Genomic DNA, 13,593 nt, shown 5'->3' with positions numbered 1-13,593 from the left:
CATTCCGGCCGGCGTTCTTTTTTGCTCAGCGCCGCTCGACCGCCTTCAGGTTGTCGTCGCTGAGCCGGTCGATGCGCTTGTTGTACGGATCGATGCCGGCCCACTGCGGCTCGCGCTCCAGCACCAGCGTGATCGTCTGGCGGCCGCTGCGGATCGCCTGCACGTTCATCGACAGCACCGATGACGCGTCGAACCCCGCCTTGCCCGGCTCGGCGCTGAACACGCCGACCTCGACCAGCTCGTCCTGCAGCGGCGCTTCGGTCTCCTTGCCCTGGCCGTCGGCGTAGAGCTTGCGCGCCTCGATCACCAGCTCGAGCTCCCAGCGCTTGTCCTCGCGCGGCCGCTTGCGCGCTTCCACCGTCTTCAGGTCGAGCAGCGTGATCTTCTCGAACAGGTCGCTGATCAGCGTCTCGTGAGCGGGTCCCGCTTCGGCGCGCAGCAACGCCAGGAAGTCGCGCGTGTTCGGATACGGCGCGGCCTTGAACGCGTGCTGCGCGAGGAACTTCGCCAGCGTGCGGTTCAGCGCCGGTTCGCCGATGCGCTCCTTCAGCCAGTACAGCGCCAGCGAGCCCTTGTTGTAGTGGATGTAGGGCTGGTTCTCGACCCGGGCCAGCGGCAGCTCCTCGACCACCTCGCCGCCGCGGGCGCGCAGGTAGCGGTCGAGCTCGTACTTCAGGAAACGGCGGATCTGCTCGGGCCCGTAGAGGCGCTCCATCACCAGCAGCGCCGAATACTGCGCGAAGCTCTCGACCAGCATCGTCGCGCCCTGCTGGCTGCTCGGCACCAGCTGGTGGCCCCACCACTGGTGAGCGATCTCGTGCGCGGTGACGTAGCTGACCATGTCGATCTTGTCCGGGTCGACCTGGCGGTGGATGAAGCCGATCGATTCGGAATACGGAATCGTGTTCGCGAAGCTCTGCGCGAAGTCGGCGTAGGCCGGGAACTCGAGGATGCGTGCCTGCTTGAACTGGTAGGGGCTGAACTGCTCGGAGAAGACCTGCAGCGACAGCTTCATCGCCGCCAGCATGCGCTCGACGTTGTACGGATGGGGCTCGTGGTAATAGACCGCCAAAGGCACGTCCACCTCGCCTGCAGGACCACGGAAGCGCCAGGTGTCGCGCTTGACCGCATAGCGCGCCGACTGGATCGAATAGAAGTGCTCGATCGGCGCGTCGGGCTTGAAGCGCACCGTGCGGCGGCCGTCGGCGACCACCTCGCTCACGCTGGAGCCCGGTGCGATCGGCGTCTGGTCGGCATCGGTCGTGACCGTCAGGTCCAGCTGCACGAAGCCGCTGTCGCGGCGGAACGCCGAGTGCCGGCGGCCGCTCTCGTCCTCGAGCGTCGGCGGCCGCAGGTCCGGCGGCAGGGCGTGCTTGCGACGCTTTGCGCGGTCCTTCAAGAGACCTTCGCGCGACAGCCCGATGGAGGGCGTGATCTCGTTGTTGTCGATGAACGTGCCGTTGGCGACGATGCGCGTCAGCGGCGCGCGGTTCGGGAAGCCGCGCTCCTGCAGCGTCGTCGTGAAGGCCAGCGTGCGGCGCTCGCCCGGCTGCATCGGCTGCGCGAGCTTGTAGATGCGGTAGTGCAGCGTCGGCCATTGCTGGGCCAGCGTCGCGCCGTCGAGCTCGATCGAGTCGAGCTGCAGCGCCGGATGCCAGGCCAGGTGCAGCGCGTCGATCGGCTGGGCCTCGCGGTTCTCCAGCGTGTAGCGGCCGCGGGTCACGGCGCGTGCTTCGCGCGGATGCAGCTGCACGTCGAGCGTCACTTCCGTGATGCTCGGCTGCGGCAGCTTCTCGTACTGCAGCAGCGTCTTCTCAGCCTCGGCCAGCAGCGCTTCCTGATCGGGCTGGGGCCGGTAGCGGTTCAGCACGTTGGTGTTGTGGAAGATCCACGCGCCGCTGCCGGCCCAGGTGGCGAGCGCCGCGCCCAGCACCCAAAGTGCGCGGCCACGCAGCCGCTGGCGCAGCTGGCTGAGGCGCGGCCGCAGCGCGATCGTCGCGCCGCGGCGCCACAGCGCATACGCGAACACCGTGAGCAGCAGCGCGAACGCTGACCAGTAGACGTGCAGCCAGGCCGCGCCGACCCAGAAGCGGCCGAGGCCGTTCATGTCCGACAGCGGCACCGGCGTCGTCGTGCCGTAGTTGTAGAGCGTGTGCTCGAAGCCGGCGTTGGCCATCGAGATCGAGGCCACCAGGAACACCAGCATCACGCCCCAGCCGAGGTACTTCTGCGGCACCAGCACCTGCACGAAGACCGACAGCACCGCGAGCTGCAGCGAGGCGATCGCGGTCGGCACGACGAACCACAGCAGGTAGGCGTCGAGCTGGTAGCGGTGAAAGCCCTTCAGCGTCTGCACCAGCACGCCGGCCAGCGCGCCGACCAGCGCGGTGGCCAGCAGCACCAGCGCGATGGCGATGATCTTGGGCACCAGGTGCGCCCAGTCCGGCGCCGCGGTCGCGTCGACGATCTCGTGCACGCGGCGTTCGCGGTCGCGCCACACCAGCTCGCCGCCGTAGTAGATCGCGATGATCACCGGCATGATCGTGTAGGCCTCGTTCAGCGCCTGCACCATCAGCCGCGTCACCGGCCACGACGGGCTGCCGTAGAGCTCGCCGCCGAACCACAGGCTCGCGCCGCCGTTGATCAGCCCGATCGCCAGCAGCACGAAGAAGGCCGGGCTCTTGAACACGAAGGCCATGTCGAAGCGCGCCAGCGCCCAGGCCTGCGCCCGGCGGGTGGCGGCGTCGGCGCGCGGCGCGGGCAGGTCGGCGATTGCGGGCCGGCCGGCGTCGGTGAGCCGGGCCAGACGGGCGGCGGGTGTTTCGTCGGCCGCGTCGGCGTCGCCGTCGGTCGTCGCGGCGGCGGCGCGCGGCGTGCGGCCTTCGAAGCGGAACAGCCGCCACGCGATGCCGAACATCACCAGGGCGGCGCCGGTCCACAACACGCGGTTGGCCAGCAGCAACCCGCTCAGCGCCGGCAGCTGGCTGTTGCGCTCGGCGGCGGTCCAGTAGCGCATCGTGATCGACAGCGGTGAGATGCCGAACGGATCGAGCAGCGCGGCGAGGGTGTCGTGCCGCGGGTCGCGCAGCAGCACGCGCATCACGATGTACAGCACCAGCAGCGCGACGACGCCGACGTAGGTCCACATCATCGAGCGTGTCGCGGTGGCCAGCGCGAAGAAGGCCGCGCCGGTGATCAGCAGCGTCGGCAGCGCGATCGCGAACAGCGGCCACAGGTAGTTCGCCCAACGCTGCGGGCCGACCTTCTCGGGATCGAGCCACGGCATCAGCGAACCGAGCGCGACCGCCAATGGAATGCACGCCAGCAGCAGGAACGCCGCGGCGCACGCGCCGACGAAGCGGCCGACGAGGTAGTCACCCTTGCGCAGCGAGGTCGAGCGCAGGATCGGCGCGAAGCCGGTCTCGTCGTCGCGGATCACGACGTTGGCGACCAGCGCGACGGTGACGAAGACGGCGAACAGGCTCATCACCGCCAGCGTCTGCACGATCGCGAACGGCGAATTGATGTTGACGTTGCCGCGGCTGCCGATCTGGACCTGCTCGATCGTCGTGGCGCCGAAGCTCAGCAGGAAGAAGATCAGGCAGCCGACCCAGAACACCGGGCTTTTCAGCTGATAGCGCCATTCGAAGGCGGCGATGTGGCGCAGCATCGGCGGCGTCCTTCTAGGCGGCTGCGGCCGAAGCGGCAGCAGCAGCCGCTTCGGCGCGGCGGCGTTCACGGTGCAGCGTCGCGAAGTACACATCCTCCAGCGCCGCCGGCACCGGCTCGAAGCGCGGGTCCGGCGCCGCGTCGGCGAGCACGTGGATCTGCGTGCGGCCGGCGCGCAGCCGCGTCGCGATGACCTGGAACTGCTTGCGGTACTCGGGCAGCTCGGCCTTGTCGATCACGCTGGTCCAGACCCGGCCCTCGATCGAGGCGATCAGCGTTGCCGGCGTGTCCTGCGCGACGATGCGGCCATCGACCAGGATCGCCATCCGCGAGCACAGGTCGCTGACGTCGTCGACGATGTGCGTCGACAGGATCACGACGACGCTCTCGCCGATCTCCGACAGCAGGTTGTTGAAGCGGTTGCGTTCCTCGGGATCGAGGCCGGCGGTCGGCTCGTCGACGATGATCAGCTGCGGATTGCCGATCAGCGCCTGCGCGATGCCGAAGCGCTGGCGCATGCCGCCGGAGAAGCCGGCGATCGCGCGCTTGCGCACGTCCCACAGGTTCACCTGCTGCAGCAGCGCCTCGATGGTCTCGCGCCGCTCACCACGCGCGGCGATGCCCTTGAGCACCGCCAGGTGGTCCAGCATGTCCCAGGCCGAGACGCGCGGGTAGACGCCGAAGTCCTGCGGCAGGTATCCCAGCGTCGCGCGCAGGCGCTCAGGGTGAGTGCGCAGCTCGATGTCGCCGAAGCGGATGCGGCCGCTGCTCGGGATCTGCAGGGTCGCCAGGCAGCGCATCAGCGTCGACTTGCCGGCGCCGTTCGGCCCCAGCAGGCCGAACATGCCGCGCGGGATCTCGAGGGTCACGTTGTCGAGCGCACGCGTGCCGTTGGGGTAGACGTGGCTGAGCTGCTCGATCTGCAGCAGGGGCGGGGACATGCGGGGCTCTCCGGACGGGCGACAAGGGCGCACTGTCCGGGTCCACCGCCGGCGCGGCAAGGGGCAGGCGACGAAAAGTCGGGGCGGCAGGATGAGGCGTCTGCCCGGCGCCACAGGCCGGGCAGACGCGGGACCGTTCAGGCGTGCAGGCGGCTCGAGCGCGGCACGCTGGCCAGCAGGAATTCCATCTGGTCGGTCAGGATGCGGCGGCCGCGCAGGATCATGTCCTCGTGCAGGCTGGGTATGTAGGGCAGGTACAGCAGCGTCATGCGCGCTTCTTCGGGCATCCGGTTGCCCTTGCGGCCGTTGCAGGCGCGGCAGGCGGTGATGCAGTTCATCCAGGTGTCGCGGCCGCCGCGCGAGACCGGCACGATGTGCTCGCGCGTCAGCGTGTCGAAGCCGAAGCGGCCGCCGCAGTAGGCGCAGACGTGGCGGTCGCGCACGAAGAGCTTGGTGTTGGTCATCGCCGGCGTCTGGCGCCAGGCGCGGCTAGGGATCGAGCCGCGCACCGCGACGATCGAATGCACCTCTATGCGCGATTGCAGGCCGGTGGTGCGCTGGATGCCGCCACGCAGCACGTGGCAGGCGCGGCCGAGGGTCCAGGCGATGCCGTCACAGGCATACAGCAGTGCAGCCTCGCGAGGCGTGATCCACGCCTGCGGGCGGCCGGACACATCGAGCTGCAAGACGTCCAAAGGGGGTGACCTCCGGTGCACGATCCCGGAAGGGTAATGCATTCCGGTCGTTTTCCGGTGTCATCGGCCCCGCGGCGGCGCATTCAAACCTTGGCAGGTGGCGTGCCCAAGGGATTTCCCGGCGTCGAGATTGCTGCGCGATCTAGAAGCTGCCACCTAGAAAAAGCGGCCTGAGTTGGCAACACGGACCGGCGGAGTTCTGCAAAATAGCACGATCGTTCGTTCCTTTCGGGACCGCCGTGACCGTCACCTCCCTGCCTCCGCCGCGCAAACGCTCTTCTGCCAGCGCCGCCGCGCGTTCGTTGCAGAAGGGCCAGCAGACCCGCGCCGCGATCCTCGAAGCCGCCCTCGGCCTGGCCTCGCACATGGGCCTCGAAGGCCTGTCGATCGGCGCGCTGGCCGAGGTGACGCAGATGAGCAAGTCGGGCGTGTTCGCCCACTTCGGCTCGCGCGAGGAACTGCAGATCGCGGTGATCCGCGAATATCACCAGCGTTTCGAGGAAGAGATCTTCTTTCCCGCGGTGCGTGAGGCACGTGGCCTGCCGCGGCTGCGGGCCCTCTTCGAGCGCTGGGTCAAGCGCGTCTCCGTCGAGCTCGATTCGGGCTGCATCTACATCAGCGGCGCGGTCGAGTTCGACGACCGGCCGGGCCCCGTGCGTGACGCGCTGGCCTCGATGGTGCGCGCCTGGCAGGCGGCGCTCGAGCGCGCGATCCGGCTGTCGATCGACGAAGGCCACCTGCGCGCCGACACCGATTCGCTGCAGATGTTGTTCGAGATCCACGGCCTGATCCTGGCGCTGCACCACGACGCCCGTTTCCTGCGCCTGCCCGGCGCCGTCGACCGCGCCCGCACCGGCTTCGACCGCATCGTTTCGCTGTACCTCACCACCACGCCCGATCGCAAGCCCCGCGCTGCGACCCGCTGACCGTTTTCCCGTTCCGTATCACTCCAGGAGCTGTCCCATGCCTCAGTACACCCCGCCGCTTCGCGACATGCAGTTCCTGATGCACGAAGTGCTCAATGCCGTCGAGGAGCTGAAGGCCCTGCCGAAGCACGCCGACATCGATGCCGAGACGCTGAACGCGGTGCTCGAGGAGGGCGGCAAGTTCGCGGCCGAGGTGACCGCGCCGCTGAACCTGTCTGGCGACGCCGAAGGCTGCAAGCTCGACAAGACGACGCACGAGGTGCAGACGCCGAAGGGCTTCAAGGCAGCCTATGCGACCTATGTCGAAGGCGGCTGGCCGTCATTGAGCGGCGATCCGGAGTTCGGCGGCCAGGGCCTGCCGATCCTCGTGAACCAGTGCTTCTACGAGATGCTGAACTCGGCCAACCAGGCCTGGACGATGTACCCCGGCCTGTCGCACGGTGCCTACGAGGCGCTGCATGCGCACGGCACGCCGGAGCAGAAAGCCACCTATCTGCCCAAGCTGACCAGCGGCAAGTGGACCGGCACGATGTGCCTGACCGAGCCGCACTGCGGCACCGATCTGGGCATGCTGCGCAGCAAGGCCGAGCCGCGGGCCGACGGTACGTACCGCATCACCGGCCAGAAGATCTTCATCTCGGCCGGCGAGCATGACCTGGCCGACAACATCATCCACCTGGTGCTGGCGCGCCTGCCGGACGCGCCGCAGGGCAGCAAGGGCATCTCGCTGTTCGTGGTGCCGAAGTACCTGGTGAATGCCGACGGCTCGATCGGCGAGCGCAACGGCATCCACTGCGCCGGCCTCGAGCACAAGATGGGCATCCACGGCAATTCGACGTGCCAGATGGTGCTGGATAACGCCGTCGGCACGCTGGTCGGCGCGCCGAACAAGGGCCTGGCGGCGATGTTCGTGATGATGAACGCGGCGCGCCTGGGCGTGGGCAACCAGTCGCTCGGCCTGACCGAGGTGGCCTACCAGAACGCGGTGGCCTACGCGAAGGACCGCATCCAGATGCGCGCGCTGTCCGGCCCGAAGGCGCCCGACAAGCCCGCCGATCCGATCATCGTGCACCCCGACGTGCGCAAGATGCTGCTGACCGCGCGCGCTTATGCCGAGGGCGGCCGCGCGCTGTCGATGTTCACCGCGCTGCAGCTCGACAAGATGCTGGCCACCGACGATGCCGACGAGCGTCAGGACGCCGACGACATGGTCGCGCTGCTAACGCCGGTGATCAAGGCCTTCCTGACCGACAACGGATGGATCGCGACCTCGCACTGCATGCAGGTCTTCGGCGGCCATGGCTACATCCACGAGTCGGGCGTGGAGCAGTTCGTGCGTGATGCGCGCATCAACATGATCTACGAAGGCACGAACACCGTGCAGTCGCTCGACCTGCTGGGCCGCAAGGTGCTGTCGGACAACGGCAAGAAGCTGAAGAAGTTCGGCAAGCTGATCGCCGCGTTCGTCGAGGAGGAAGGCGTCAGCGAGCCGATGCAGGAGTTCGTCAACCCGCTGGCCGACCTGGGCGACAAGGTCACCAAGCTGACCACCGAGCTCGGCATGAAGGCCTTCGGCAATGCCGACGAGGTCGGCGCGGCGGCGGTGGACTACCTGCGCATCGTCGGCCACCTGTGCTTCGCGTATCTCTTCGCCCGCATGGCGAAGGTGGCGCTGGAGAAGCAGGGTTCGGGCGATCCGTTCTACACCGCCAAGCTGCACACCGCACGCTTCTACTTCGCCAAGCTGCTGCCCGAAACCGCGTCGCTGATCCGCAGCGCGCGGGCCGGTCTCGCGCCGCTGATGGCGATGGACGAAGCCTTGTTCTAAGCTGCCGCCTCCCACCTCCTGGAGACGTTAGCAATGAAGAAGCATCTGGTTGCCTTTGTCCTGTCCGCCGCTGCCGGCCTGGCCTTCGCACAGGCCTCGCCGGTCGGGCTGTGGAAGACGATCGACGACGAGACCAAGACCGAGAAGTCGCATGTGCGCGTCACCGACTCAGGCGGCGTGCTCAGCGGCAAGATCGAGAAGTTCCTCGATCCGAAGGCCAAGCAGGACGCCGTCTGCGACAAGTGCAGCGACGACCGCAAGGACAAGCCGATCCTCGGCATGACCATCATCCGCAACGCGAAGGCCAACGGCGACGTCTGGGAAGGCGGCGAGATCCTCGATCCGAACAACGGCAAGGTCTACAAGCTGCGCCTGAAGCCGCTGGACGGCGGCAAGTCGCTCGAAGTGCGCGGCTACGTCGGCCCGTTCTACCGAAATCAACAGTGGATCCGGGTCGAGTGACCCTGAATCCTTCACCGGAGAAGTCATGAGCAAGTTCAACGTGCGCAAGGTCGCCGTTCTCGGTGCCGGCGTGATGGGCGCGCAGATCGCCGCCCACCTCGTCAATGTCAAGGTGCCGGTGGTGCTGTTCGACCTGCCTGCGAAGGAAGGCCCGAAGAACGGCATCGTCACCAAGGCGATCGACGGCCTGAAGAAGCTGAAGCCCTCGCCGATCGGTAACGCCGACGACCTGGGGTTCATCCAGGCCGCGAACTACGAAGAGCACCTGGACCTGCTCAAGGACTGCGACCTGGTGATCGAAGCGATCGCCGAGCGCATGGACTGGAAGCTCGACCTCTACACGAAGATCGCGCCGCACGTTGCGCCGCACGCGATCGTCGCGTCGAACACCTCGGGCCTGTCGATCACCAAGCTCGCCGAGGCACTGCCGGAGTCGATCAAGCCGCGCTTCTGCGGCATCCACTTCTTCAACCCGCCGCGGTACATGTACTTGGTCGAGCTGATCCCGACGCCGACCACCCAACCGCAGGTGCTCGACCAGCTCGAGACCTTCGTGACCTCGGGCCTCGGCAAGGGCGTCGTGCGCGCAAAGGACACGCCGAACTTCGTCGCCAACCGCGTCGGCATCGCCGGCATGCTGTCGACGATCCAGGAGGCCCAGAACTTCGGCCTGAGCTACGACATCGTCGACGACCTGACCGGCAAGAAGCTCGGCCGCGCCAGCTCGGGCACCTTCCGCACCGCGGACGTGGTCGGCCTCGACACGATGGCGCACGTGGTCAAGACGCTGCAGGACAACCTGAAGGACGATCCGTTCTATCCCAGCTACGCGACGCCGCCGGCGGTGGCCAAGCTGCTGGACGCCAAGGCGCTGGGCCAGAAGACCGGCGCCGGTTTCTACAAGAAGGTCGGCAAGGACATCCTGCGTTTCGATCTCGCCAAGGGCGACTACGTGCCGGCCGGCGGCAAGGCCGAGGCGATCGTCGACCGCATCCTGAAGAAGCCCGCGGCCGAGCGGCTGAAGCTGCTGCGCGAGGCCAGCCATCCGCAGGCGCAGTTCCTGTGGGCGATCCTGCGCAACAGCTTCCACTACGTCGCGGTGCACCTGGCCGAGATCGCCGATTCGGCGCGTGAGGTCGACCAGGCGATGCGCTGGGGCTTCGGCACCAAGCAGGGCCCGTTCGAGCTGTGGCAGGAAGCCGGCTGGCAGCAGGTGGCGACCTGGGTCAAGGAAGACATCGATGCCGGCAAGGCGCTCTCCAAGGCGCCGCTGCCCGACTGGGTGTTCGATGGCCGCACCGGCGTGCACACGCCGGAAGGCTCGTGGAGCGCCGCGCAGAAGAAGTACATCCCGCGCTCGTCGCTGCCGGTCTACCAGCGCCAGCTGTTCCCCGAGGCGCTGCTGGGCGAGGGCGCGAAGGCGCCGATCACTGCCGGCACCGAGGAATTCAAGAACGACGAACTGCGCGCCTGGACGCTCGACGGCGAGGTGCTGATCGCCAGCATCACCAGCAAGATGCACCTGATCGGCCCGGGCGTGATCGATGGCCTGCTGAAGGCGGTCGAGCTGGCCGAGGCCAAGTACAAGGGCCTGGTGATCTGGTCGCCGGACGAGCCGTTCTCGGCCGGTGCCAACCTCGAAGCGATGCTGCCGACCTTCATGAAGTCGGGCGCCAAGGGCATCGCGCCGGAGATCAAGAAGCTGCAGGATGCGCTGCTGCGCGTGCGCTACGCCGGTGTGCCGACGATCGCCGCGGTGCGCGGCATGGCGCTCGGCGGCGGGTGTGAGATTGCCGTGGCCTGCGCGAAGCGGGTCGCTCACATGGAGAGTTATGTGGGCCTGGTGGAAGTCGGCGTCGGCCTGCTGCCCGGCGGCGGTGGCCTGACCTACATCGCGCGCCGTGGCGCCGAGAAAGCCAAGGCAGCCAACAACACCGACTACCTGTCCTTCGTCAAGGACGGCTTCCAGGCCGCGGCGATGGCCACTGTCGGCACCAGCGCGCTCGAGAGCCGCAAATTGGGCTACCTGCTCGACGACGACGTGATCGTCGCCAACAAGGACGAGCTGCTGTACGTCGCGATCGCGCAGGCCAAGGCGATGACCGACTCCGGCTGGCGTGCGCCGCTGAAGTCGCTGATCCCGGTGGCCGGCCGTTCGGGCATCGCCACGATCAAGGCCCAGCTCGTCGCGATGCGCGACGGCGGCTTCATCGGCCCGCACGACTACCACATCGCCGGCCTGATCGCCGACGTGGTCTGCGGCGGCGAGGTCGATGCCGGCTCGCTGGTGACCGAGGAATACCTGATGACGCTGGAGCGCAAGCACTTCTGCGCCTTGCTCGAGCACCCGAAGACCCAGGAGCGCGTGATGGGCTTCCTGCAGACCGGCAAGCCCGTGCGCAACTGATCCGGAGTACCGAACATGAGCAAGCAGATTCAAGATGCCTACATCGTCGCCGCCACGCGCACGCCGATCGGCCGTTCGCACCGCGGTTTCTTCCGCAACACCCGTCCCGACGACCTGCTGGTCGCGGCGATCCAGGGCGCACTCAGGCAGGTGCCCTCGCTCGATCCGAAGGCGATCGAGGACGCGATCATCGGCTGCGCGATGCCCGAGGGTGAGCAGGGGCTGAACATGGCCCGGGTGGCCGCTCTGTTGGCAGGTTTGCCGAACTCGGTCGGCGGCATCACTGTCAACCGCTTCTGCGCCTCGGGCCTGTCCGCCGTGCAAATGGCTGCTGACCGCATCCGCGTCGGCGAGGCCGACGTGATGATCGCCGGTGGCGCCGAGAGCATGAGCATGGTGCCGATGAGCGGCAACAAGCCCTCGTTCAACCCGGCGGTGTTCGCCCGCGACGAGGACGTCGGCATCGCCTACGGCATGGGCCTGACGGCCGAGAAGGTCGCGCAGCAATGGAAGGTCAGCCGCGAGGCGCAGGACCAGTTCGCGCTGCAATCGCACCTGAAGGCGATCAAGGCGCAGCAGGCCGGTGAGTTCACCGACGAGATCACGCCGGTCGACGTGATCGATCGTCTGCCGAATCTGCTGACCGGCGAGGTCGACACCAAGACCCGCACCGTCAAGCTCGACGAGGGCCCGCGTGGTGACACCACGCTCGAAGCGCTGGGCAAGCTGAAGACGGTGTTCGCGTCATCGAAGACCCCTGGCGGCCAGGCCACCGGCCTGGGCAGCGTGACGGCCGGCAACAGCTCGCAGACCAGCGATGGCGCCGGCTGCCTGATCCTGGCCAGCGAGAAGGCGGTCAAGCAGTACGACCTGAAGCCGCTGGCGCGCTTCGTCAGCTTCGCGTCCTGCGGCGTGCCGCCGGAGATCATGGGCATCGGCCCGATCGAGGCGATCCCGCGCGCGCTGAAGTCCGCCGGCCTGACGCTGGCCGACATGGGCTGGATCGAGCTGAACGAAGCCTTCGCGGCGCAGGCGCTGGCGGTGATCAACACCGTCGGCCTGAACCCGGAGATCGTCAACCCGATGGGCGGCGCGATCGCGCTCGGCCACCCGCTGGGCGCCACCGGCGCGATCCGCGCGGCGACCGTCGTGCATGCGCTGCGCCGCCACAACAAGAAGTACGGCATGGTCACGATGTGCGTCGGCACCGGCCAGGGCGCGGCCGGCATCTTCGAGCGCGTCTGAGCGTGATGCTGCGCCGGCGACACCTGATCGTGGCCGGCGCGGCCGGTGCGGTGCTGCCGCTCGCGGGCTGCGGCGAGGCGACGCCTCAGCTCTTCCGCTCGTTCGCCGCGGCGCGCGACGCGGTTGCGGCGCTGGCCAAGCGCGACGGCGTGCGCAGCAGCGGTGCCTGGCCGCTGTCGCAGGTGCTGCAGCACGCCGCGCAGAGCATCGAGTATTCGATCGACGGTTATCCGCAGCCGAAATCAGCGCTGTTCCAGGGCACCGTCGGCGCGGCGGCCTGGGCGCTGTTCAACGCGCGCGGCCGCATGAACCATGCGCTCGACGAGCCGATTCCCGGCGCGCCGGCGCTGGATGCCGCGCTGCCGCTGGACCAGGCGGTGGCGCGGCTGCTCGCGGCGTTCGAGCGCTTCGAGCGCCATGCCGGCGCGCTGCAACCGCATTTCGCCTACGGCGCGCTCGACAAGCCGGCTTATGCGCGCGCGCACCTGATGCATCTGGCGAATCACTGGTCCGAAGTCAGCGCGGCCTGAATCGGCAGAGCGAACCATGCAGACGATCCCTATCACCGCCGCCGATGGCTTCCAGCTCGCCGGCACCGTTGACGTCAGCGGCTTCTTCGCCGCGTGACGGCATCGATTCCCCAAGGAGACGACAGATGGACCACATCAAGACCGCGACGCTCAACGGCGTCGCCACGATCGAGATCGCGCGACCGGAAAAGAAGAACGCGCTGACGCAGGCGATGTACCAGGCGATGAGCGACGCGATCAATGCTGCGGTGCTCGACCCGGCGGTGCGCGCGGTGCTGATCACCGGGCAGCCGGGCCTCTTCACCTCGGGCAACGACTTGGAAGACTTCATGCAGCGCCCGCCGCAGGGCGCCGATTCGCCGGTGTTCCGCTTCATGCAGGCGCTGGTGGGCTGCGACAAGCCGGTGATCGCCGCAGTCACCGGCGCGGCGATCGGCATCGGCACGACGATGCTGCTGCATTGCGACCTGGTCTACGTCAGCGACGAAGCGCGCCTGGCGATGCCCTTCGCCAGCCTCGGGCTGGTGCCGGAATTCGCGTCGAGCCTGGTGCTGCCGCAGCTGATGGGCCACGTGCGCGCCGCCGAGAAGCTGATGCTGGGCGAGCCCTTCACCGGCGCCGCGGCGGTCGATTGCGGCATTGCCAATGCGGTGCTGCCGAGCGCCGAGGTGGTGCCGCATGCGCGCCGCATGGCCGAGCGTTTCAATGCGCTGCCGCCGGGCGCCGTGCGCGACACCAAGAAGCTGATGCGCGCGCCGCAGCGCCAGGCCGTGCTGCAGACGATCGCCACCGAAGGCGAAATCTTCGGCGCGCGACTGCGCAGCCCCGAGGCAATGGAGGCCTTCCAGGCCTTCTTCCAGAAGCGCAAGCCGGATTTCAGCAAGTTCTGA

The 13,593-nt window shown here is 68.1% G+C and carries 10 protein-coding genes; 7 read left to right on the top strand and 3 right to left on the bottom strand.

All coding sequences use genetic code 11. The features are described 5' to 3' along the window. Nucleotides 1–25: 25 nt before the first annotated feature. The 3 genes from HLB44_RS31835 to HLB44_RS31825 form a co-directional block, all read right to left on the bottom strand. A complete protein-coding gene (locus HLB44_RS31835) occupies nt 26–3,670 on the bottom strand; it encodes an ABC transporter permease/M1 family aminopeptidase (protein ID WP_173133074.1) in 3,645 nt (1,214 codons plus the stop codon). Between the two features lie 13 nt (nt 3,671–3,683). After that, nucleotides 3,684–4,610: an ABC transporter ATP-binding protein gene (locus HLB44_RS31830; protein WP_246312578.1), complete on the bottom strand. Its 927-nt coding sequence runs from the start codon at nt 4,608–4,610 to the stop codon at nt 3,684–3,686. Between the two features lie 137 nt (nt 4,611–4,747). Further along, entirely contained in the window at nt 4,748–5,305 is a 558-nt protein-coding gene (locus tag HLB44_RS31825) for an HNH endonuclease (RefSeq protein WP_173133072.1), read from the bottom strand. 239 nt (nt 5,306–5,544) lie between these two features. Here HLB44_RS31825 and HLB44_RS31820 point away from each other — a divergent pair, with 239 nt between their 5' ends. The 7 genes from HLB44_RS31820 to HLB44_RS31790 all read left to right on the top strand — a co-directional run bounded on the left by HLB44_RS31820 (nt 5,545) and on the right by HLB44_RS31790 (nt 13,593). Further along, nucleotides 5,545–6,231 (top strand): TetR family transcriptional regulator C-terminal domain-containing protein, encoded by a 687-nt coding sequence (locus tag HLB44_RS31820; protein ID WP_173133070.1) that lies wholly within the window; start codon nt 5,545–5,547, stop codon nt 6,229–6,231. Nucleotides 6,232–6,268: 37 nt separating this feature from the next. Then, nucleotides 6,269–8,059 (top strand): acyl-CoA dehydrogenase C-terminal domain-containing protein, encoded by a 1,791-nt coding sequence (locus tag HLB44_RS31815; RefSeq protein ID WP_173133068.1) that lies wholly within the window; start codon nt 6,269–6,271, stop codon nt 8,057–8,059. Nucleotides 8,060–8,092: 33 nt separating this feature from the next. Then, on the top strand, nt 8,093–8,521 hold the full coding sequence (locus HLB44_RS31810) for a DUF2147 domain-containing protein (protein WP_173133066.1): 429 nt from the start codon (nt 8,093–8,095) through the stop codon (nt 8,519–8,521). Between the two features lie 25 nt (nt 8,522–8,546). Next, nucleotides 8,547–10,928 (top strand): 3-hydroxyacyl-CoA dehydrogenase/enoyl-CoA hydratase family protein, encoded by a 2,382-nt coding sequence (locus HLB44_RS31805; RefSeq protein WP_173133064.1) that lies wholly within the window; start codon nt 8,547–8,549, stop codon nt 10,926–10,928. Nucleotides 10,929–10,943: 15 nt separating this feature from the next. Next, nucleotides 10,944–12,173 carry an acetyl-CoA C-acyltransferase gene (locus tag HLB44_RS31800; RefSeq protein WP_173133062.1) on the top strand — a complete coding sequence of 410 codons (1,230 nt, stop codon included), beginning with the start codon at nt 10,944–10,946 and terminating at the stop codon, nt 12,171–12,173. Nucleotides 12,174–12,178: 5 nt separating this feature from the next. Then, nucleotides 12,179–12,703 (top strand): DUF1569 domain-containing protein, encoded by a 525-nt coding sequence (locus HLB44_RS31795; RefSeq protein WP_173133059.1) that lies wholly within the window; start codon nt 12,179–12,181, stop codon nt 12,701–12,703. Nucleotides 12,704–12,828: 125 nt separating this feature from the next. After that, nucleotides 12,829–13,593: an enoyl-CoA hydratase gene (locus tag HLB44_RS31790; RefSeq protein ID WP_173133056.1), complete on the top strand. Its 765-nt coding sequence runs from the start codon at nt 12,829–12,831 to the stop codon at nt 13,591–13,593.

Source organism: Pseudaquabacterium terrae (assembly GCF_013266755.1).
GTDB lineage: Bacteria > Pseudomonadota > Gammaproteobacteria > Burkholderiales > Burkholderiaceae_C > Pseudaquabacterium > Pseudaquabacterium terrae.
Note: the sequence above shows the minus strand (reverse complement) of the source record. Positions and strands in the feature narration are given on the sequence as shown.

Excerpts from the sequence above, each read along its gene's own strand:
- HLB44_RS31835 (WP_173133074.1), bottom strand. The coding sequence starts at position 3,670 with ATGCTGCGCCACATCGCCGCCTTCGAATGGCGCTATCAGCTGAAAAGC.
- HLB44_RS31830 (WP_246312578.1), bottom strand. The coding sequence starts at position 4,610 with ATGTCCCCGCCCCTGCTGCAGATCGAGCAGCTCAGCCACGTCTACCCC.
- HLB44_RS31815 (WP_173133068.1), top strand. The coding sequence starts at position 6,269 with ATGCCTCAGTACACCCCGCCGCTTCGCGACATGCAGTTCCTGATGCAC.
- HLB44_RS31810 (WP_173133066.1), top strand. The coding sequence starts at position 8,093 with ATGAAGAAGCATCTGGTTGCCTTTGTCCTGTCCGCCGCTGCCGGCCTG.
- HLB44_RS31805 (WP_173133064.1), top strand. The coding sequence starts at position 8,547 with ATGAGCAAGTTCAACGTGCGCAAGGTCGCCGTTCTCGGTGCCGGCGTG.
- HLB44_RS31800 (WP_173133062.1), top strand. The coding sequence starts at position 10,944 with ATGAGCAAGCAGATTCAAGATGCCTACATCGTCGCCGCCACGCGCACG.
- HLB44_RS31795 (WP_173133059.1), top strand. The coding sequence starts at position 12,179 with ATGCTGCGCCGGCGACACCTGATCGTGGCCGGCGCGGCCGGTGCGGTG.
- HLB44_RS31790 (WP_173133056.1), top strand. The coding sequence starts at position 12,829 with ATGGACCACATCAAGACCGCGACGCTCAACGGCGTCGCCACGATCGAG.